The 19,816-nt window shown below is 68.0% G+C and carries 16 protein-coding genes; 5 read left to right on the top strand and 11 right to left on the bottom strand.

What is annotated here, in order from left to right:
- Positions 1-290 precede the first annotated feature (290 nt).
- On the bottom strand, positions 291-845 hold the full coding sequence (locus Q0053_RS04540; RefSeq protein ID WP_298096632.1) for an ActR/PrrA/RegA family redox response regulator transcription factor: 555 nt from the start codon (positions 843-845) through the stop codon (positions 291-293).
- Between the two features lie 71 nt (positions 846-916).
- The gene (locus tag Q0053_RS04535) at positions 917-2,410 is read right to left on the bottom strand and encodes an ActS/PrrB/RegB family redox-sensitive histidine kinase (RefSeq protein WP_298096629.1); all 1,494 of its coding nucleotides are present in this window, start codon (positions 2,408-2,410) and stop codon (positions 917-919) included.
- Between the two features lie 51 nt (positions 2,411-2,461).
- Here Q0053_RS04535 and Q0053_RS04530 point away from each other — a divergent pair, with 51 nt between their 5' ends.
- The 3 genes from Q0053_RS04530 to Q0053_RS04520 all read left to right on the top strand — a co-directional run bounded on the left by Q0053_RS04530 (position 2,462) and on the right by Q0053_RS04520 (position 5,141).
- A complete protein-coding gene (locus tag Q0053_RS04530) occupies positions 2,462-3,091 on the top strand; it encodes an SCO family protein (RefSeq protein WP_367276676.1) in 630 nt (209 codons plus the stop codon).
- Between the two features lie 93 nt (positions 3,092-3,184).
- On the top strand, positions 3,185-4,465 hold the full coding sequence (locus Q0053_RS04525) for a polyhydroxyalkanoate depolymerase (RefSeq protein ID WP_298096626.1): 1,281 nt from the start codon (positions 3,185-3,187) through the stop codon (positions 4,463-4,465).
- Positions 4,431-5,141 (top strand): M48 family metallopeptidase, encoded by a 711-nt coding sequence (locus Q0053_RS04520; RefSeq protein ID WP_298096624.1) that lies wholly within the window; start codon positions 4,431-4,433, stop codon positions 5,139-5,141. Before Q0053_RS04525 ends, Q0053_RS04520 begins: the two co-directional genes overlap by 35 nt.
- A 12-nt stretch (positions 5,142-5,153) precedes the next feature.
- On the opposite strand, the gene Q0053_RS04515 is transcribed toward Q0053_RS04520, so the two are convergent.
- The gene (locus Q0053_RS04515; RefSeq protein WP_298096621.1) at positions 5,154-7,271 is read right to left on the bottom strand and encodes a PBP1A family penicillin-binding protein; all 2,118 of its coding nucleotides are present in this window, start codon (positions 7,269-7,271) and stop codon (positions 5,154-5,156) included.
- Positions 7,272-7,388: 117 nt separating this feature from the next.
- Entirely contained in the window at positions 7,389-8,360 is a 972-nt protein-coding gene (locus Q0053_RS04510; protein WP_298096618.1) for an alpha/beta hydrolase, read from the bottom strand.
- A gap of 116 nt (positions 8,361-8,476) precedes the next feature.
- Here Q0053_RS04510 and Q0053_RS04505 point away from each other — a divergent pair, with 116 nt between their 5' ends.
- Positions 8,477-9,598, top strand: coding sequence for an aromatic ring-hydroxylating dioxygenase subunit alpha (locus Q0053_RS04505; RefSeq protein WP_298096616.1), 1,122 nt, complete (start codon positions 8,477-8,479; stop codon positions 9,596-9,598).
- Between the two features lie 56 nt (positions 9,599-9,654).
- On the opposite strand, the gene Q0053_RS04500 is transcribed toward Q0053_RS04505, so the two are convergent.
- Positions 9,655-10,317 (bottom strand): TetR/AcrR family transcriptional regulator, encoded by a 663-nt coding sequence (locus Q0053_RS04500; RefSeq protein WP_298096613.1) that lies wholly within the window; start codon positions 10,315-10,317, stop codon positions 9,655-9,657.
- 218 nt (positions 10,318-10,535) lie between these two features.
- The gene (locus tag Q0053_RS04495; RefSeq protein WP_298096612.1) at positions 10,536-12,371 is read right to left on the bottom strand and encodes a cation:proton antiporter; all 1,836 of its coding nucleotides are present in this window, start codon (positions 12,369-12,371) and stop codon (positions 10,536-10,538) included.
- A 152-nt stretch (positions 12,372-12,523) separates the two neighbouring features.
- Here Q0053_RS04495 and Q0053_RS04490 point away from each other — a divergent pair, with 152 nt between their 5' ends.
- Positions 12,524-14,662, top strand: coding sequence for a M13-type metalloendopeptidase (locus Q0053_RS04490; protein ID WP_298096610.1), 2,139 nt, complete (start codon positions 12,524-12,526; stop codon positions 14,660-14,662).
- A 313-nt stretch (positions 14,663-14,975) separates the two neighbouring features.
- Here the strand turns inward: Q0053_RS04490 and hisS are convergent, their stop codons facing one another.
- The 5 genes from hisS to Q0053_RS04465 all read right to left on the bottom strand — a co-directional run bounded on the left by hisS (position 14,976) and on the right by Q0053_RS04465 (position 19,777).
- Positions 14,976-16,475, bottom strand: coding sequence for a histidine--tRNA ligase (gene hisS, locus Q0053_RS04485; protein WP_298096608.1), 1,500 nt, complete (start codon positions 16,473-16,475; stop codon positions 14,976-14,978).
- A gap of 94 nt (positions 16,476-16,569) precedes the next feature.
- On the bottom strand, positions 16,570-17,817 hold the full coding sequence (locus tag Q0053_RS04480; protein ID WP_298096605.1) for a DUF418 domain-containing protein: 1,248 nt from the start codon (positions 17,815-17,817) through the stop codon (positions 16,570-16,572).
- An 88-nt stretch (positions 17,818-17,905) separates the two neighbouring features.
- Positions 17,906-18,475, bottom strand: coding sequence for a phthalate transporter (locus Q0053_RS04475; RefSeq protein ID WP_298096603.1), 570 nt, complete (start codon positions 18,473-18,475; stop codon positions 17,906-17,908).
- Between the two features lie 10 nt (positions 18,476-18,485).
- On the bottom strand, positions 18,486-19,364 hold the full coding sequence (locus Q0053_RS04470) for a 3-hydroxybutyryl-CoA dehydrogenase (RefSeq protein ID WP_298096911.1): 879 nt from the start codon (positions 19,362-19,364) through the stop codon (positions 18,486-18,488).
- Positions 19,365-19,456: 92 nt separating this feature from the next.
- Complete coding sequence (locus Q0053_RS04465; protein WP_298096600.1) at positions 19,457-19,777, bottom strand: YggT family protein; 321 nt, start codon at positions 19,775-19,777, stop codon at positions 19,457-19,459.
- Positions 19,778-19,816: the final 39 nt, after the last annotated feature.

The raw sequence follows: 19,816 nt of genomic DNA, 5'->3' as shown, positions 1-19,816 counted from the left end.
GCGTCGGTCTCGTCATCTCGACCGAAGTACAGCGCAGAAGTTGTCATCCCGGCCGAAGCGAAGCGGAGAGCCGGGACGTTCGGGACATCTGTTTCATGGGCTCCGGGAAGCGACAGCTTACCCGGAGCGAGGGTAAGGACGACCACCCCGTCGCCCGGCTCGGCAAGGGCCGTCCGGGCGGTCAAGAGATGTGCGGCGATCGTCCCGGATCGCCGCTTCGCTGCGTCCGGGATGACAAGGCATCCAGACAGGAGAACTGGCGCCCCCGCCTTCGACCGTGTGGTGCTGTCCTACCGCGGTGCCCGCTTCGCCAGAATCCGCTGCAGCGTCCGCCGGTGCATCCCCAGTCGCCGCGCCGTCTCCGAGACATTGTGGTCGCACAGCTCATAGACGCGCTGGATATGCTCCCAGCGCACCCGATCGGCGCTCATAGGGTTTTCGGGCGGCTCGGGGGCCTCGCCGGTGGCCAGCAGGGCCTTGACCACATCGTCGGCGTCGGCTGGCTTCTGCAGATAGTCGACCGCCCCGGCCTTGACCGCCGCCACCGCCGTGGCGATCGCCCCGTAGCCGGTCAGCATGATGATGCGGGCGTCCTCGCGCCGGTCGCGGATGGCCTCGACCACCTTCAGCCCGTTGCCGTCCTCCAGCCGCATGTCCAGCACGGCAAACGCGGGCACGGAGGTCTTCAGTGCCTCGAAGGCCTCGGCCAGCGAGGCCGCGAGGGTGACCTCGAAACCGCGGCTCTCCAGCGCGCGGCCCAGTCGGGTGCGCAGGGCATTGTCGTCGTCCATCACCAGCAGGGTCTTGTCGGCGAGGGCGGCGATCCGGGCTTCAGTATCAGGCATCAGGCGTCTCCAGCTGTGCTCAAGTCGGTAAGGGTACGGCGACGGTCAAGGTTCAGACGGGGGGTGCGACATCACGACGGCACCTCCAGCGCCGACCGGGACCAGCGCACGGCCACCCGCGCGCCCTTCGGCTGACCCCTGGCCGGGGTCTGGCCCCCGTCGCCGGGGCCGACAAAGACCTTGCCCCCGGTCCGTTCCAGCAGGGTGCGGGCGATGAAGAAGCCCAGTCCCATCCCGCCCTGGCTGGGGGCGATGGTCTCGGGCGGAGGCGCGGCCTTGCCCACCTTCCGTCCCTTGCGGCCCGGCGCAGCGGCGGCGACCGAGGCGGCGATCTGGGCGGCCAGCGCGCGGCGCGCCTTGCCCTGCGGACGGCTGGTCACATAGGGCTCGCCCAGACGCGGCAGGATGTCGGCGGGGAAGCCGGGTCCGTCGTCGACGACCTCGATCTCAATGAAACCGGCGTCGACAAGCGCCCTTACCCGCACCTTCGAACCGGCAAAATCGGCGGCGTTCTCGACCAGGGTCGACAGGCCGTGAACCACTTCGGGCAGCCGGCGCACGCGGGGTACGGGCTCGCCCGAGGCCGTGCGCACCGAGACCTCGAAGGCCAGGTCGAAACCGCGATGGGGCTCGACCACCTCTTCCAGCAGGGCTTTCAGCCCGACCTCGGCGAAGGCCGTCTCGCCCTCCTCCGGCTGTTGCGAAAGGCGTTTGAGAATCTCGCGGCAGCGCTCGGCCTGTTGCAGGATCAGGGCCGCATCCTCAGCCGCCGCGCCGTCCTTGGCGGAGGCGCGCAGCAGCTCCTTGGCCACCACCTGAATGGTCGCCAGCGGCGTGCCGAGCTCATGCGCCGCCGCCGCCGCCAGCCCGCCGAGGGCCGCCAGCCGCTGCTCGCGTTGCAGCACGTCCTGGGTCGTGGCCAGGGCCAGTTCCAGCTTCTCGGCGTCCGCGGCCACCCGCCAGGCATAGGCCGCGGTGAAGATCACCCCCGTCACCAGCGCCATGCCGATGCCGAATTTGTAGAGCGGCGGCAGGTTCAGCTCGGTCCCCGCCTGCCAGGGCAGCGGCAGGGCGATGAAGAACAGGCTGACCGTCGCAGCCAGCACCATCAACCCCATGAGCGCGGCCTGCCGTCCCGGCAGCGAGGCCGCCGCCACCGTCACCGGGGCGACCAGCAGCAGACAGAAGGGGTTCTGCAGCCCCCCGGTAAGCCCCAGCAGGATCGACAGCTGCAGGATGTCGAACCCCAGATGCGCCGCCGTCTGCCGGCCGTCGGGCAGGGATCCGTCGCTCCGCTTCAGTCGGGCGGTGGCGTTCAGATTCATCGCCACACTGGCGGCGATGGCGGCCAGACAGCCCCACAGCGGCAGGTCGAAATGGAGATAGAGGGTCGCCGTCGCGATCGTCGCGCTCTGCCCGAAGATCGCCATCCAGCGCAGGATGACGAGGGTGCGAAGGGACAGGCCCCGGCTGCGGCGCGGCAGGTTACGCCAGGCCGGCACACGGCCCGGATCATTGGACGCGGACGTCGACTGCGTCTTTTGAGGCTCTTGGGACAGGCTCACCTGTCTTCTATAGACCTGTCGTGCGCGCGCGTGCGCGTTTTTGAGGGGGCCATGATGCCGCGCCGTTCCATCCTGCTGTTCGCCGGCGCCTGTGTCGCCATCGCCGCCGTTGTGGCGGTCGGGACCATCGTGATGGTGACCGGACGCGAAGACGGCAGTCTGGCCTCGGGCCAGATCAGCTCAACGGGCCAGCCCGACGTCGGCGGCCCCTTCCAGCTGGTCAATCAGGACGGTCAGACCGTCGACCAGACCCTGTTGAACGGGAAATGGTCGCTGGTCTTCTTCGGCTTCACCTACTGCCCGGACTATTGCCCGACCACCTTGCAGATGCTCGAGGCGACCAAACAGGCGCTGGGGAGCCGGGCCGACGACATCCAGATCGTCTTCATCTCGATCGACCCGGAGCGAGACACCCCACAGGCGCTGAAGGACTATCTGTCCTCGGACGGCTTTCCCGAGGGCGTCATCGGCCTGACCGGCACGCCGGAACAGGTCCGGGCCGCCGCCACGGCCTACAGGGCCGTCTACCAGAAGGTCGGTGAGGGCGAGGGCTATGCCATGAACCACTCGCTGACCATCTATCTGATGGGCCCGGACGGCCGGATGCGAAGCGCCCTGGGCCATGATCTGGGGCCCGCCAATGCGGCCCGGGTCATCGAACAGGCCATGGCGCGGGGGTAATCCTCCCCCTTCGGGGGAGGAATAAATCTTTTTGCAGTGCAATGCGTTCTATGGTGCTCTGCCGCGCAATGGCAGGGCCGTCCCAGGGATTCCATGCTCTATTCGCTTCACGAGCTCGCCTATCATTCGGCGACGCCGTTCCGGTTCGGGGCCCAGTTGGCCCGCCAGTTCTGGACCTCTCCCTTCAATCCGGCCTCTGACACCGCGATCGGCCGTACGGCCCTGGCCTCGGCCGGCCTGTTCGAGAGCGTGACGCGCCGTTACGGCAAGCCCGCCTGGGGCCTTGAGACCCTGACCATCGGCGGCAAGACCGTGCGCACCACCGAACAGGTGATCTGGTCCTCGCCCTGGTGCCGGCTGGTGCGGTTCGCCCGCCACCTGGGCGACCTGAAACGGGCCGGCAAGCCCACGTCCGCCCCGGCTGTGCTGATCGTCGCCCCCCTGTCGGGCCACTACGCCACCCTGCTGCGCGGCACGGTCGAGGGCTTCCTCCAGGACCACGACGTCTATGTCACCGACTGGGTCAACGCCCGTCAGGTGCCGATGCTCGAAGGCCGGTTCGACTTCTTCGACTATATCGACCACGTCCGGACCATGCTGGGGCAGATAGGGCCCCGCGCCCATGTCGTCGGCGTCTGCCAGCCCGGCCCGCCGGTGCTGGCCGCCTGCGCCCTGATGGCCGCGGACAAGGACCCGAACCGGCCCGCTTCCATGACCTTCATGGGCTCGCCGATCGATGCCCGCCTGTCGCCGACGGTGACCAATCAGCTGGCCGAGGCCAAGCCCTTCACCTGGTTCAAATCCAACATGATCCACACCGTGCCCTGGCCCTATCCGGGCTTCGGACGGCGGGTCTATCCGGGCTTCGTCCAGCTCTACAGCTTCATGTCCATGAACGAGGACAAGCACGTCGACGCCCATCGCGACTATTTCGGCCACCTGGTCTCGGGCGACGGCGACGGGGCCCAGAAGCACGAGGCCTTCTACGACGAATATCTCTCGGTGCTGGACCTGACCGAGGAATTCTATCTCCAGACCATCGACATCGTCTTCCAGCAGCACCTGCTGGCGCGCGGCCTGCTGGAGCATCGCGGCCGCACGGTCGATCTGACCGGCATCACCGACATCGGCCTGATGACGGTCGAGGGCGGGCAGGACGACATCTCGGGCGTCGGCCAGACCCAGGCCGCCCATACCCTGTGCACAGGCCTGCCGGACGACCGGCGGGTGCTGTATGTTCACCCCGATGTCGGCCACTATGGCGTCTTCAACGGACGCCGCTTCCGCGACGACATCTATCCGCGGGTGCGCGACTTCATTGCGAAGAACGAGGCCATAGTTGCAGTACCGGAACGGCCAGCGGCTGCCGCTTGAAGGACTGACGGCCCGGCTGTCCGTCAATCCGCGCGCACGCCGGCTGTCGATCCGGATCGACGCCCGCGCCGGTGAGGCCGTGCTGATCGCCCCGTCCGAGCGCAAACTGGCCGAGGTCGTCGCCTTCGCCCGCACCAAGACGGACTGGATGCGCGAACGGCTGGCCGAACGGCCGCAAGGCACGCCGATCGCGCCCGGCGCGGTCATCGACCTGTTCGGCCGGCCGACGCGGCTGATCTCCACCGGTGGCGCCGGCGCGGCCCGTCTGACCGAGGACGCCGACGGTCCCCTGATCGCCTCGGGCGGCGAGGGCGAGGCCTATGTGCGCCGGGTCGAAAACCTGTTCAAGCGGGTGGCCAGGGACACGCTCCAGACCCGCACCGATGTCCATCTGCGCACCCTGGGCCAGCGTCCGGTCCGACTGTCGATCGCCGACCCGAAATCCCGCTGGGGCTCGTGCAGCCCGCACAACCGCTCGATCCGCTACAGCTGGCGCGTGATCATGGCCCCGCCCGCGGTGATCGACTACCTCGCCGCCCACGAGGTCGCCCATCTGGTCCACGCCGACCACAGCCCGGCCTATTGGGCCGTGGTCCAGCGTCTGGTCGGCGACCACCGCCCGTTCCGCAAATGGCTGCGCGAGAACGGGCCCGCGCTTCACGCCGTCGGCCGCTAGGGCCTGATCGGACTAGAAGAACAGCGGCTCGGCCTTCTTCTCGGGCGGCGGTGCCGCTTCGGGCCGCTGATCCGGTGCATCGCGCTGCGGCTGGGGCGCGGTCGGACGCACCACGGCGGGCCCGGGCTCGGAGCGGCGCGGCGGTGCCGGCTGGCGCGGCATCGGCTCCAGCTGGGCCTCGCCCACCGGATCGACCTCGGCCGGCGGACTGTCGCCGAAGATGTCCCCGATGCGGCCGATCAGATTCTCGACCGGGCTCGGCGGCTCCCAGCCCTCGGGCATGGCCGGGCCGTTGGGGATGGCCGGGGCGTTCAGGCGCGGCAGGGCCACCTCCATGAAGCCGCGCCAGATGGCTGCCGGGGACGAGCCGCCGGTGACCCCGCGCATGGCGGTATTGTCGTCCTTGCCGACCCAGACGGCGGTGACGAAGCCGCCGGTATAGCCGACGAACCAGGCGTCCTTGTAGTCCGAGGTGGTGCCGGTCTTGCCGGCGATATCCCGGCCGGCGATGGCCGCCGCGCGACCCGTGCCCGAGGTCATGACGCCCCGCAGCATCTGGTTCTGATAGTAGAGGTACGGATTGGAGATGGCCTGGACCGGCCCGGCCTCGCGGCTGGCCCGCTGGTAGATCACCCGGCCCTCGGGCGAACGGATCCGGCTGATCCCGAAGGCCGTGACCCGCTTGCCGCCATTGGCGAAGGCGTCATAGGCCTGGGCCATTTCCAGCGGCGAGACCTCGACGGCCCCCAGCGCCATGGCCGGCTCCAGCCCGATCCGGCTGGTGATCCCCAGACGACGGGCGGTGCGGGCGACATTGTCCCGGCCGATCTGGTCCGCCATGCCGGCGGCGATGGTGTTGGTCGACTGGGCCACGGCCTGGGCCATGGTCATCTCGCCGGCGAATGAGTCCGAATAGTTGCTCGGCGACCAGTTGCCGATGCGGATCGGGGCGTCATTGACCATGGTCTCGGGCGTGTAACCGGTCTCCAGCGCCGTCAGATAGACGAACGGCTTGAAGGCGGATCCGGCCTGACGGCGCGCATCGGTGGCCCGGTTGAACTGGCTGTCGGCATAGGAGGCCCCGCCGATCATGGCCCGGACCCGGCCCTCGCCGTCCAGCGCGACCAACGCCGCCTGCTGCACCCCCCGGGAGCGGTCGCGGTCGAGGATGCGGCGCACCACCCGCTCGGCTTGGGTCTGGAGGGTCAGGTCCAGCGTGGTCTCGACGATCATGTCCTCGGTCGGCTCGCCGACCAGTTCGCGGATCTGCTTGTCCAGCCAGTCGATGAAATACTGGGCGTGCTGGGTGGCCAGGGTGCGCGAGACGCGGACCGGCTCGGTCACGGCGGCGGCGCGCTGTTCGGGCGTGATCACCCCCGCGTCCACCATCTCGTTCAGCACAACGGTGGCGCGCGCGGCCGCCCGTTCGCTCTCGGACACGGGCGAATACCGCGACGGTGCCTTCAGAAGCCCGGCCAGCAAGGCCGCCTCGCCGACCGTCAGCTGTTTGGCGCTCTTGTCGAAATAGCGCTGCGAGGCCGCCTCGATCCCATAGGCCCCGGCACCGAAATAGACCCGGTTCAGATACAGGGCGAGGATCTCCTTCTTGGAGAATTTCATCTCCAGCCAGACCGCCAGCATCAGCTCCTGGACCTTGCGCTTCATGTTCTGGTCGGGGGACAGGAACAGGTTCTTGGCCAGCTGCTGCGTCAGGGTCGAGCCGCCCTGGACCACGCGACCGGCGCGCATGTTGGCCGCCATGGCCCGGCTCATGCCGATCGGGTCGAAGCCGGGATGGAAATAGAAGCGCCGGTCCTCGATGGCGATGAAGGCCGCGGGCACATAGTCGGGCAGGGCCTCCAGATCGGCCGGCGGAGCCTGCTGGGTGCCGCGCACCGCGATCAGGGCACCGTTGCGGTCCAGATAGGTGATCGAGGGCTGGCGATCGACATTGTAGAGGGTCGAGGTGTCAGGCAGGTCCCGGGCGAAGACCGCGAAGAAGACGACCAGGAAGATCGCCCCCCAGACGGCCAGAACCGCGCCCCAGTAAAGAACGCGCTGCAACGGCGTGCGTTCGGATTGCGGCCTCGCGCCGCCGCCACGCCCGAAGCTGAAGTCGAAGCCCGCCATCGAAACCTCATCAAACCCGGTCCGGTCTTAGCCGGTCCTGGGACGCACGGAAACGCCCCCTCGTCAGTCACAGCACTGTGAGAGGTGTTTCCGCCGAAACCATGACGATTCGCACGCCTATTCTAAAAACGCGTTCACCTCGGCGGCGAACCGCGCCGGCTGGTCCAGCATGATGAAATGGGCGCTGTCATCGATCCGCTTCAGGGTCGCGCCGGACAGGGTGGCAAAGGAGGCCCCGTAGATGCCGTCGGTTATCGCGGGCGTCATGCCCGGAAAGTCGAAGGCCACATAGAGGACGGTTGTGGGGGCCTTGATCCGGGGCAGCTCCGGCCGAAGATCGGTGACGATCAGCTCCCGATAGGCCGAGGCGGAGACCGCCCGGTCGCTGCGGGCCGAGTCCTGCAGCGGGCCGGCGCGCAGGGACTCCGTCCGGATCATCCCCGTCACGGCGGCGGCGGCCTGTTGCCGGTAGGACTCCTCGGGCGCTGCGGTCATGCCGGCGTAGATCTGGTCCGCCATAGGCGCGACGCTCGCCGGGGTTGCCGCGGCACCACCGAACATCGCCCCCATGAAGGGGATCATGTCGACGACCATCAGCCGGCCGACGCTGTCGGGATGGCGCGCCGCCAGCATCATGCCGATCGTCCCGCCCATCGAATGGCCGATCACCGCCGGCCTGTTCAGCCCCTGTTCGGCGATGTAGCGGGCCAGATCCTCGGCCACCGGGGCGGCGACGGGACCTGTGGCATTGTCCTCGACGGGTGCGCCGGCGAAGCCCTGCACATGAATGCGGTGGATGCGGTAACGGCCCTTCAGCTCTTCGGTCAACAGGTCAAAGGCGTGGGGCGACGAGGACAGGCCGGGGATCATGATGATGTCGCCGACCGGGTGCTCGGGTCCGTCGACGCGGACGTGGAACCGGCCGGATTCGAAATCGGCATGGGCATGACCGTGGCCGGCCTCCGGTGCCCCGGCCCGCGCGGGGGCCGGGTGCTGGCCATGGTCGCCGTGCGCCTGGGCGAGGGCGGGCGCGCCGGTAGCGAGGGCGACGGCCCCGGCGAGGGCGGCGATGGCGGTCAAGGTCTTCATGGTCTGTCCCTCGGCGGTCGGGCGATACGCCCGCTTCTCTCCACGGGTCGTCACACAGGGCGCGATTGGATGCGGCCGGTCAAGACTTCACCGTCGCGTCCCGCTAAAGTGTTCGCATGAGCCCAGCCGACAGCGCCCCCCTCTCCGCCCGTTCCCCCGAAGCCAAGGCCCCGCCGGCCGCCTTCGGCACCGGGTTTGTGCTGGACGCCTGGTATTTCGTCGCCCTGTCGCGCGACGTCGCCCCCGCCTCGCTCAAACGCCACGAACTGCTGGGAGAACCGGTGCTGATCGGCCGGACCCGCGCGGGCCAGGTCTATGCGATGCGCGACATCTGCCCGCACCGCGCGGCGCCCCTGTCCGCCGGACGACTGGTCGAAAAGCCCGGCGAGGGCGAGACCATCGAGTGCTGCTACCACGGCTGGCGGTTCCGCCCGGACGGCGTCTGTGCCGCCATCCCCTCCCTGGTCGAGGACCAGGCCTATGAAGCCGACCGGATCCGCGTGCGGTCGTATCCGGTGCGCGAGAGCCAGGGCATGGTCTTCGTCTGGATGGCCTCCGACCCGCGTAACGCGCCCGATCCGGACCACGAGCCGCCCCTGTTCCCCGGCGTCGTCGGGGGTGAGGCGAAGATGGTCGAGTCGATGGATTTCGATGCCCATGTCGACCACGCCGTCGTCGGCCTGATGGACCCGGCCCACGGCCCCTATGTGCATCAGCAGTGGTGGTGGCGGTCGGCAAAGTCGATGCATGAGAAGGCCAAGGCCTTCGAGCCGCGCGAGCACGGTTTCGCCATGGTGCGCCACGCGCCCTCATCCAACAGCCGGGCCTACCGGCTGCTGGGCGGTGCCCCCGCGACCGAGATCACCTTCCGCCTGCCCGGCTATCGCTGGGAACACATTCAGGTCGGGCCCAGACAGGTGCTGGCCCTGACCTGCCTGACCCCCCGGACCGACACCCGGACGACGATCACCCAGATCTTCTGGTCCGACCACTGGGTGTTCAGCCTCGCCAGGCCCTTCCTGCGCATGGGCGTCGTCGCCTTCCTGAAACAGGACGGCGGCATGGTGAACCTGCAGAACGAAGGCCTGCGTTACGACCCGGCCCTGATCTGGATCGACGACGCCGACAAACAGGCCAAATGGTACCAGCAGCTCAAGCGCGAATGGGCCAGGTCCCGCGCGGAAGGCCGGCCGTTCGCCAATCCTGTGAAGGCGGCTGTGCTGAGGTGGAAGAGCTGAGGCAGAAGGCCGCGACGCAAGCCGCAGCCTTCCTGTCATTTCGTCTCCGGTCGGGGCTACTGCCGGATGATCTGGCCCGCCAGGATCACATCGATCTGCTTGCCGATCCGGGTCGTCAGATCCTGCAGCGTCCAGCCGTCATAGGCCGCACCGCGATAGTTCGACAGCCAGGCCCCATAGATCAGCTCGGTGAGCAGGCGCACATCGGCGTCCGGGCGCAGTTCGCCTGCCTGCACCCCGGCCTGCAGGGTGTCGGCCACGACCCTGACCAGCGGCTTGATCGCGCTGCGGGTGTGCGTCTCGGCGGCGACGGGCTGGAACCAGGAGCGCGCGACCACCGCCTGGACGAGGGGCAGCTGGTCCAGGGAGCCGTGATAGCCGGCGGTCAGGGCGGCCAGAAGCCGCGCACGCACAGAGGTCTCGGCGTCCGCAGCGGTGCGCAGGGTTTCGCCCAGTTTCAGCAGATCCTCGGTCAGGACAGCCTCGAACAGCTCGGCCTTGTCCTGGAAATTGGCAAAAACCGCGCCCGTGGACATGCCTGCGCCCTTGGCGATGTCGCGGATGGTCGCCGGCTCATAGCCCCGCTCGGCAAACAGGGTGCGGGCGGCTTCCAGGACCTTCTGGCGGGTGCGCAACTTGGCCGCCTGGCGGCGGTTCAGCCGTGGCGTCTCGCTATCGCGATCACCGGCTTGAGCAGGAGGCAAGGGGGTATCTGGCATGAAACGGGTACTCACTGGTCGACGGATTTCCACCGTCGTGGGAACTGTAGCCAAAGCGGAGGAAAATCCGCAGGAGACGCAAAGGCAGTCACAGAAATCGCCTGTCAAGCGAGAACGCGGCGGGCAGCACTCAACGACCACCAGAATGGGGTCGCCGGGTTAACGGCTGCATTCGGCAATCGGTTAACGCCTGAGCGGCTGGATGGCTGCTGTGCGGCTCAGCGACGCAGGGTCGAGTGCAGGGCGCGCGGAAGGCGCGCATGCTCGTTCCCCGGCATGGCCTCCTGGAAGATCCGCCGGAAGGCGTCCCGACGCTCATGGATCGAGGCCAGTACCAGTCCCATGGGCACGCCCAGGTCGACCAGGGTGTTTTCGGCCAGTTGCAGGCTGGCCTCGGTGGTTTCCGGCACGGCGTCGGTGACACCGAGGGCGTAGAGGCGGGCGGCGTGTTTGTGATCACGGGCCCGGGCGATCAGGATCAGGTCCGGTCGCAGCGATCGCGTCGCCATCACCACCTCGTCCACCTTGGTCGGTGCGTCCATGGTCACGACCATGGCCCGCGCGGTATCGATCCCGCATCGAACCAGCATTTCGGCCCGCCCCGCGTCACCATAGAAGACATTGGCCCCCTCGGCCCGGCCCTTGGCCACGGTCGCGGGGTTGGCGTCGATCGCCAGAAAGGCCTGGCCATGCTCGGTCAGCATTTCCCCGACCAGCCGCCCGACCCGGCCGAAACCGACGATCAGCACCTGGCCCGAGGTCGCAGACGGCACCTCAAGGGCCTCAGGCGGCAGCTCGGGCATGGCGGGAGCCACGCGCTGCAGCAGCCGATCGGCGATCAGGGCCATCAGCGGGATGGTGAAGATGCTGATGGTCGCGGCGATCAGGACCGTCTGGGTGAAGGCCGGCGACGCAATACCCTCGACCAGACCGGCCCCCAGGATGACAAAGGCGAACTCGCCTGCGGGTCCCAGCACCAGCGCCGTCTCGATGGCGGTGCGGTTGTTCAGGCCCCACAGGCGGGCCATGCCGAAGATCAGCCCGGCCTTCAGCAGGGTCAGCAGGGCGGCAAGGCCGAAGACCGCGACGGGATCGGCGGCGACAGCGTCGAGATCGAGACTGATCCCGACCCCGACAAAAAACACACCCAGCAGCAGCCCCTTGAACGGCTCGATCGAGATCTCGACCTCCCGGCGGAACTCGGTCTCGGCCAGCAGCAGGCCGGCGATCAGGGCCCCCAGACTCATCGACAGGCCGGCGGCCTGGGCCGCCACCCCTGCGCCGACGACCACCAGCAGGCTGGCGGCGATGAACATCTCCTGCCCCTGTCCCCTGGCCTTGGCTCGCGCGACCGATCGGAACATCGGTCGCAGGACCAGCCGGCCGAGGACGACCAAAAGTGCCAGCCCGATCGCCGCCGGGATCAGGGTGAGCAGCGCAGGTCCCAGGACCGCCGGGTCGAAATCATCACGCCCGACCCCGCCTACGGCCAGTGCCGCCAGAACCGTGACGGTGATCAGGATCGGCGCCACTGCCAGATCCTGGGCCAGAAGGATGGAGAAGGTGGCGCGCCCGGCCGTCGTCTTGATCCGGCCCCGCTCGGCCATCACCGGCATGACAACGGCGGTCGACGACAGGGCCAGGCCCATCCCCAGAACAGCCGCCGAGACCAGCGGCTGCCCCATGAAGACAAACACCGCCGCCAGCGCCACGGTACAGGCCGCGACCTGGGTCAGGCCGAGGCCGAACACCAGTCTGCGCATGGCCCTGAGGCGCTCCCACGACAGTTCCAGCCCGATCATGAACAGCAGGAAGGCGACGCCGAGCTCGGACAGGGACCGAATCTGGGCGGCATCCGAAATGGTCAGCCAGGACAGCCAGGGCGCTGTGTCCGCCAGGCGCGCCAGCCCGTCCGGGCCCAGCAGCACGCCCGCCGCGAGGAAGCCGAGGACCGGACTGATCTTCAGGCGATTGAACAGCGGAACGACCACACCGGCCGCGGCCAGAAAGACCACCAGGTCCTTGTATTCGCCGCCGTCGCCGTGAATCGCCATTCGTCCTCCGTCGGGTTCAGCCTACAGGCTGAAACGCTTTCCCGCCGGGCTTTGTATCCCGGATGACAAAAAATTCAGGCGACAGGGCTGACCCGGGGCGTAGGGTCTGCGATGACGCGGTCCGCAAGAGACGCGAAGTCGAGGAAATTCCCATGAAAAAACTGCTCATCGGCGCGGCGCTCGGCGCCCTGCTGCTCCCTGCGTCCGTAGCCTCTGCCCAGGTCGGCGGCGCGGATCACGGCCACGCCTGCATCGACGAGAGCTGCACCGTGTTCGAACTGTTCCAGGCTCCCGCCGACGGTGCGACCATCCTCGGCTACCAGGGCATCGAGGCTCCGCGCTACGGGACCTGGGGCTTTGACCTGAACGGCCGCGACACCTCGGTCCGCCCGGGTGACAGCTTCATGCGTTATGCCAACGGGGCTGCGCTGGACCGGCTGCAGATTCCGTCCGACCGCACCTCCTACGGCTCGTTCAACCTGCTGCGCGAACTGTCGGACAACCGGGTCAAGGTGATGATCGACGCCCTGGTGGCGCGGACCGACCTGGTCGCCGGCTCGGATGAGCAGAAGATCGCCGACGCCTATCGCTCCTATATGGATGAGGCAAGGCTTGAGGCGCTCGACGCCCAGCCGCTCCAACCCTATCTCGCCGCCATCCGTGCCGCGAACACCCATGACGCCATGGCCGTCTACATGGGTCAGACCCAGGGCCGCGTGGGCGTCTCGCTCTTCGGTACGGGCATCTCGATCGATCAGAAGGCCCCGACCCGTTACGTGGTCTCGACCGGCCAGTCCGGGATCGGCCTGCCGAACCGCGACTACTATCTCGAAGCCCGCTGGGCCGAGAAGAAGGCGCTTTACCAGGTCTATGTCGCGCGCATGCTCGAGATGATCGGCTGGGACAATCCGGTCGAGAGCGCCGCCGCCATCGTGGCCTTTGAAACCCGTATCGCAGAGGCCCACTGGACCCCGATCCAGAACCGCAACCGCGACGAGACCTATAACGAATACACCATCGCCCGGCTGGCGTCGGAAGCGCCGGGCTTCGCCTGGCAGGACTATTACGCCTCCGTCGGGGTGGGCGAAGTCCCCCGGCTGATCGTTCGTCAGGACACCGCCATGCCCCGGATGGCGGCGATCTATGCCGAGACGCCGATGGACGTCCTTCAGGCCTGGCAGGCCTTCCACACGGTCGATGACGCCGCACCGCGCCTGTCGCGTCGCTTCGTCGACGCCCAGTGGGAGTTCCGGTCGCGCGACCTGAACGGCCAGCCGATGCAGCGTCCCCGCGACAAGCGCGGCATCAGCTTCGCCGAGGGCATGCTGGGCGAGGCGGTCGGCCGCCAGTACGTCGCCGAATATTTCCCGGCCGAATCCAAGGCCAAGATGGAAGAGCTCGTCGCCAATCTGCGCATCGCCCTGTCGAACCGTATCCGCAACTACACCTGGATGAGTGCGGAGACCCAGGCTGCGGCCCAGGAGAAGCTGGAGAAATTCACCGTCAAGATCGGCTACCCGAACAAATGGCGCGACTATTCGGGCCTTGAGATCCACCCGGATGACCTGTTCGGCAACAGCGAGCGCGCCGGCCTGTTCCAGTGGCAGTACCAGCTGAACCGCCTGAACCAGCCCGTCGACAAGGACGAGTGGGGCATGACCCCCCAGACGGTGAACGCCTATTACAACTCGGCGAACAACGAGATCGTCTTCCCGGCCGCCATTCTGCAGCCGCCCTTCTTCGATCCGAACGGCGACGCAGCCGTCAACTACGGCGGTATCGGCGGCGTGATCGGCCACGAGATCGGCCACGGCTTCGACGACCAGGGCTCCAAATCCGACGGCGACGGCGTGCTGCGCAACTGGTGGACCCCCGCGGACAAGGCCAATTTCGAAGCCCTGACCGCCCGCCTCGGGGCCCAGTACGACCAGTTCGAGCCCCTGCCCGGCTTCCCCGTCCAGGGCGGCCTGACCATGGGCGAGAACATCGGCGACGCCGCCGGCGTGGCCGTGGGTCTGGAGGCCTATCACCTGTCGCTGAACGGCCGGCCCGCTCCGGTGCTGGACGGCATTACCGGTGACCAGCGCTTCTTCTTCGGCTGGGCCCAGGTGTGGCAGTCGAAATACCGCGAGGACGCGCTGCGCAACCAGATCGCCACCGATCCGCACAGCCCGGCCGAGTTCCGTGTCATCGGACCGGTCCGCAACTCGGACGCCTGGTATGCGGCCTTCGACGTCCAGCCTGGCGACAAATACTATCTCGCCCCGGAAGACCGGGTCCGCATCTGGTAGGAAGCGGCCCAACGGAGACAGGAGGGGTCGGAGCCGGTGCTCCGGCCCCTTTTTTTCTGGCCGCTCGCTCCCGGCGCGGCGCCTGGAGCAGCGCCGGACTCCGGGCACAAAAAAGCCCGCCGCGGGGAATATCGTCGCGGCGGGCTTTCTTTCGCTCTTTGACGAGCGGACGTTTCCTCCCCGAAACGCCTCCGGGCTGCTGCTGCATCGAAACGCTGCGCCGCCCGAGTGCGTCGAAAAAACGACATTTTCTGCCTCAAGTCAACGAACCGGCCGGCCAAACCCGGCCTTTACGCGACTTATCAGTGATAAGTCACAGCGCGGTGCGCGCCTGGGCGACGATCCGGGCGACGGTCGCCACCAGTTCGGATCGCGCCACGACCTGCTGGCCCGGCCGCTCCGATTTCCAGGCCTCATTGTCGCTGACGCCGGCGGCCAGGGCGCGGCCCGCGTCCAGGTCCTTGACCGTCACCTGTCCGGCCGCGATCTCGTCTCCGCCCAGGATGACGGCCGCCGGCGCGCCGCGGCGGTCGGCATATTTCATCTGTGCCTTCATGCCGGCCCGGCCGAGATACAGCTCGGCGGCGATCCCGGCGTTGCGCAGCTCGGACACGGCGTCGAGATAGTGCTGCATGTCGGCGTCGGAGAAGACGATGACCACCACCGGCCCCCGCACGGCATCCGCGTCGCCCCGTCCGGCCGCGCGCAGGGCTGAGGCCAGTCGCGACACCCCGAACGAGAACCCCGTCGCCGGCAGCCGCTCGCCGGTGAACCGCGCCACCAGATCGTCGTAGCGGCCACCGCCCCCGATCGAGCCGAAGCGCACGGCGCGACCCTTGTCGTCGACCGTGTCGAGCAGCAGTTCGGCCTCGAACACGGCCCCGGTATAATACTCCAGCCCCCGCACGATGGTCGGGTCGAAGCGGACGGCGTCCTGGCCGACCTTCATCGCGTTCAGGGCCGCGTCTATGGCAGCGAGCTCGGTCAGGGCCGCCTCACCGATCTCGCCCAGCCCCCCGACCCGCGCCACGGCCTCCAGCGTCTCGCCCCGGGTCAGCCCCTCGGTCGCCACCGACGACAGGAAGCCTTCGATGGTCGTGATGACGCCCGACGGCAGGCGCGCGCCCTTGGTGTAGTCACCCGACTCATCCAGCCGCCCCTCGCCCAGCAGGGCGGCGACGCCCTCCCAGCCCAGCCGGTCGAATTTGTCGATGGCACGGAGCGCGGTCAGCCTCTGGCCTGCATCCTCGATCCCGCCGGCCTGGAACAGACCGTCGAACAACTTTCGATTCGAAACGCGCACCACGGCCTGGCCGGCGTCCAGACCGGCCGCGCGCAGGCCTTCGCAGGCCATGGCGATGATTTCGGCATCGGCCTCGGGCCGGTCGGATCCGACCGTGTCGGCGTCGCACTGGACGAATTCGCGGAACCGGCCGGGGCCGGGCTTTTCGTTGCGCCACACCGGGCCGAAGGCGTAGCGGCGGAACGGCTTGGGCAGGGTCTCCCAGCCCTGCGCCGCGAACCGGGCCAGGGGCGCGGTCAGGTCATAGCGCAGCGCCATCCACTGATCGTCATCATCCTGCAGCGCAAAGACGCCCTCGTTCGGACGGTCGGCGTCGGGCAGGAATTTGCCCAGCGCGTCGGCATATTCGAAGGCACCGGTCTCCAGCGGCTCGAAACCCCAGCGCTCATAGACCTCGGACACCCGCTGGACGAGGCGACGTTCGGCGACCAGATCGCGACCCCGACGGTCAGCGAACCCCCGCGGATTGCGGGCTTCGGGACGGGTGGAGGCGGCGGCATCTGGGGTCATGCCGCGTCTTTAGAGGGGCGCGCGGCGAGGGTCGAGGCCCCGACCACCGCAGGACACGGCTTGAGCCTCGACCCTCGCCCCTCGAACCCCGACCCTACGGCTTCCGAAGCGGCACCATCCGCCCGTAGGTCAGGCAGCGCCAACCCCATTCCAGCGGCCCCATGCTGAAGACCGACAGCCACAGGGGCGACCAGATCAGCTGGGCGATCCAGACCCCACCGACCACCATCCACATCTCGGCCGGGCCGTGCGTGCCGAACCACATCGGACCCCAGGGCGCATAGTACAGGGTGACCATGATCAGGGTCTGGGTCAGGTAGTTGGTGAAGGCCATCCGCCCGACCGGGACGAATATGGCCGTCAGCGCCTTCAGCCCGAACCGGGTGATCAGGATCAGGACGCTGGCGTAGAACAGGGTGATCAAGGGTGCCATGCCCCCCGCCGCGGCGGCCAGGCCTCCGGTCGGATCAGCCCCTTCGCCCGCCATGGCCTCCTGCCAACCCCACCAGGCGAAGGCCGCCAGATTGGCCCCGCCGGCCAGGATGACCAGCAGATAGACCCAGATCGGCGAGCGGCCGGACAGATAGCCCGACTTGAACAGGCCGAGGCCAACCATCATCAGCGGCACGGTCACGAGGATGAGGAAGGGGGTGGCCATCAACTGGAAAGTCGCCCAGGTCTCGAGATTGGCCATCAGACCGGCAGGCCAGCCGGTCCGGTAAAGGTCGATCGCCGCCTGGATGGCAGCCGGGTCGGCGGCCGGCATTCCGGCCTCCATCTTGGCCGCAAACTCGGCCGGCAGATTGGCCATGGCCCAATAGCCGCCGGTGGCGACCAGGCCCCACAACAGGGTGATCGACCCGCCGATCCACAGCAGCCGGCGCGCGCTCCACGAGCGCATCAGCATCAGCAGAAGGCCGCAATAGGCATAGTGGAGCAGGATATCACCGTACCAGAACACCATGCCGTGGATCGCGCCGATCAGGCCCAGCCAAAGCAGCCGGCGCCGCAACAGCCGCCCGCGATCGCTGTCCGAACGCTCGCCGCCGACCAGAAACACCGACACGCCGAACAGCATGGTGAACAGGGTGCGCATCTTGTCGGCGAAGAAGACGTCGGTGACCCACAGGCCGATGACGTCGGCCTGGCTGAGCACGCCGGGTGGCGGCGCTTCCGACATGGTCAACTGGAAGGGCCAGGCAAAGGAAATCGCGTTGACCGCCAGAATGCCCAGGATCGCCCAGCCGCGAAGCATGTCGAGGTTGTAGATGCGATCCTTGGCACCGACCGGTGCAAGCCCCGCGCGCGGCGCGGCTTCGGTTTCGGTTTCAACAGCGGCCATGACATTTCCCCCGAACTTGTCACGACAAGTCTGGCTGATGCCGTCCGGTCTTGAAACTGAATTCCCTGTAACCCGCCGACCGGCGCGATCAGAAACCGTCGGCCTCGCCCATCAGGCCGAGCCGGTCCCGCACCTCGGGCTGGGGCCGGCAGGCGATGAAGGCAACGCAAAGGCCCGCCCACAGGGCATAGCTGACCCCGATCATGACCGCGACCGGCAGCAGTCCGACCCCATAGATCAGCAGGGTCGTCTCCGTCGCGCCCGCCGCCTGGGCGATGCCGCCCGCCTCAAACCAGCCGAAGATGCAAAGGATCAGGGCGAACAGGGCCTGGAGCCCGGCCGCCAGCAGACCGCCATAGAACATGAACCGCCAGACCACGCCCAGCCGCGTCGACGGCTTCCCCGTCCGCTCGCGCTCGCGCCGGAGCAGCCACAGGCCCGCCGGTACGGCCATCAAACCGATGACAAGAGCCACGAGGCGCGGGTCGATCTCCAGCGAGAGCCCCCAGTTTTGCGGCGGCCAGATCAGCAGGGTGATCGGGATCGGCGGCCACAGGGCCCCGGCGATGGCCGCCAGCACAAGCCAGTGCGGCTCACGACGCCAGGTCACCCGCTCCTGCCCGGGAAAGTCCTCGGCTTTTTCCGGGATCGAGATCATCGCACCGGACTCACCGCGTCGGCGCCGGCGTATCGCCGGAATAGTCATAGAAGCCGCGCCCGGACTTGCGCCCCAGCCAGCCGGCCTCGACATATTTCACCAGCAGGGGACAGGGCCGGTATTTGGTGTCGGCCAGACCTTCATGGAGCACATTCATGATGGCCAGAACGACATCCAGCCCCATGAAATCGGCCAGCTCCAGCGGCCCCATCGGATGGTTGGCCCCCAGCTTCAGCGCCTTGTCGATCGAGGCGACGTTCCCGACCCCTTCATAGAGGGTGTAGATCGCCTCATTGATCATCGGCACCAGAATGCGGTTGACGATGAAGGCGGGAAAATCCTCGGCATTGGTCGTGGTCTTGCCCAGCGACTCGGCAAAGGCGACCGCCGTCTCATAAGTGTCCGCCGAGGTGGCGATGCCGCGCACGATCTCGACCAGTTTCATCACCGGGGCCGGCTTCATGAAATGCAGGCCGATGAACCGGTCGGGCCGGTCCGTGACCGAGGCCAGGCGGGTGATCGAGATCGAGGAGGTGTTGGACGCCAGCAGTGTGTCCGGACCCAGATGCGGCACCAGCTCGGCCAAGATCGACTTTTTCACGGCCTCATCCTCGACCGCCGCCTCGATCACCAGATCGGCCTTGGCCGCCGCGGCCGGCGAGGAAGCTGCCGCGATGCGCGACAGGGCGGCATCGGCCGCGGCCTGGTCGACCAGGCCTCGGCCGACCTGCCGCGCCAGACTGGCGGCAATCGCGGCCTGGGCCTGGGGGACACGGTCGGCGGCGGCGTCGTACAGGAGCACCTGATAGCCACCCACGGCCACGGCCTGGGCGATGCCTGCGCCCATCTGGCCTGCGCCGATAATGGCGACGGATCGGATCGTGGTCATGAAGTCCGGATAGCTGGCAGGCGGAAAGCCCGGTCGGAGCAGCACCTTAGGACCCCTGCCGGACGGCGCAAGGCCCGATGACGGGTGGCCCGTCAGTAAGCCCCGAAGAGTGTCAGAAGCGCCGCGTGCGAGGCAGGCAGCAGATAGACCCGCACCCCGTGAATGAGGATCAGGGCGATGATCGGGGTGATGTCCATTCCGCCCAGCGACGGGATGATCTTGCGCAGCGGCAGCAGAACCGGACCGGTGACCCTGTCCAGGAAATAGGCGAGCTGGTTCACGAACCGGTTGCGGTGGTTGATGACATCGAAGGCGAACAGCCAGCTCAGGATCGCGCTGACGATGACGGCCAGCACGAACACCCCCAGCAGGGCGTCAATGACGAAGAAGATGAAACCAATGATCGCCGCCATGATTTCCGATGCTCCCGAAACCTGATTTGTCCTGCTTCT

Origin of the sequence: Brevundimonas sp., assembly GCF_027487935.1 — a bacterium.
Taxonomy (GTDB): domain Bacteria; phylum Pseudomonadota; class Alphaproteobacteria; order Caulobacterales; family Caulobacteraceae; genus Brevundimonas.
Note: the sequence above shows the minus strand (reverse complement) of the source record. Positions and strands in the feature narration are given on the sequence as shown.

Coding starts and splice junctions, on each gene's coding strand:
- Q0053_RS04470 (WP_298096911.1), bottom strand. CDS start 19,364: ATGACCACGATCCGATCCGTCGCCATTATCGGCGCAGGCCAGATGGGC.
- Q0053_RS04490 (WP_298096610.1), top strand. CDS start 12,524: ATGAAAAAACTGCTCATCGGCGCGGCGCTCGGCGCCCTGCTGCTCCCT.
- Q0053_RS04475 (WP_298096603.1), bottom strand. CDS start 18,475: ATGATCTCGATCCCGGAAAAAGCCGAGGACTTTCCCGGGCAGGAGCGG.
- Q0053_RS04495 (WP_298096612.1), bottom strand. CDS start 12,371: ATGGCGATTCACGGCGACGGCGGCGAATACAAGGACCTGGTGGTCTTT.
- Q0053_RS04500 (WP_298096613.1), bottom strand. CDS start 10,317: ATGCCAGATACCCCCTTGCCTCCTGCTCAAGCCGGTGATCGCGATAGC.
- hisS (WP_298096608.1), bottom strand. CDS start 16,475: ATGACCCCAGATGCCGCCGCCTCCACCCGTCCCGAAGCCCGCAATCCG.
- Q0053_RS04525 (WP_298096626.1), top strand. CDS start 3,185: ATGCTCTATTCGCTTCACGAGCTCGCCTATCATTCGGCGACGCCGTTC.
- Q0053_RS04480 (WP_298096605.1), bottom strand. CDS start 17,817: ATGGCCGCTGTTGAAACCGAAACCGAAGCCGCGCCGCGCGCGGGGCTT.
- Q0053_RS04530 (WP_367276676.1), top strand. CDS start 2,462: ATGATGCCGCGCCGTTCCATCCTGCTGTTCGCCGGCGCCTGTGTCGCC.
- Q0053_RS04465 (WP_298096600.1), bottom strand. CDS start 19,777: ATGGCGGCGATCATTGGTTTCATCTTCTTCGTCATTGACGCCCTGCTG.
- Q0053_RS04515 (WP_298096621.1), bottom strand. CDS start 7,271: ATGGCGGGCTTCGACTTCAGCTTCGGGCGTGGCGGCGGCGCGAGGCCG.
- Q0053_RS04540 (WP_298096632.1), bottom strand. CDS start 845: ATGCCTGATACTGAAGCCCGGATCGCCGCCCTCGCCGACAAGACCCTG.
- Q0053_RS04505 (WP_298096616.1), top strand. CDS start 8,477: ATGAGCCCAGCCGACAGCGCCCCCCTCTCCGCCCGTTCCCCCGAAGCC.
- Q0053_RS04510 (WP_298096618.1), bottom strand. CDS start 8,360: ATGAAGACCTTGACCGCCATCGCCGCCCTCGCCGGGGCCGTCGCCCTC.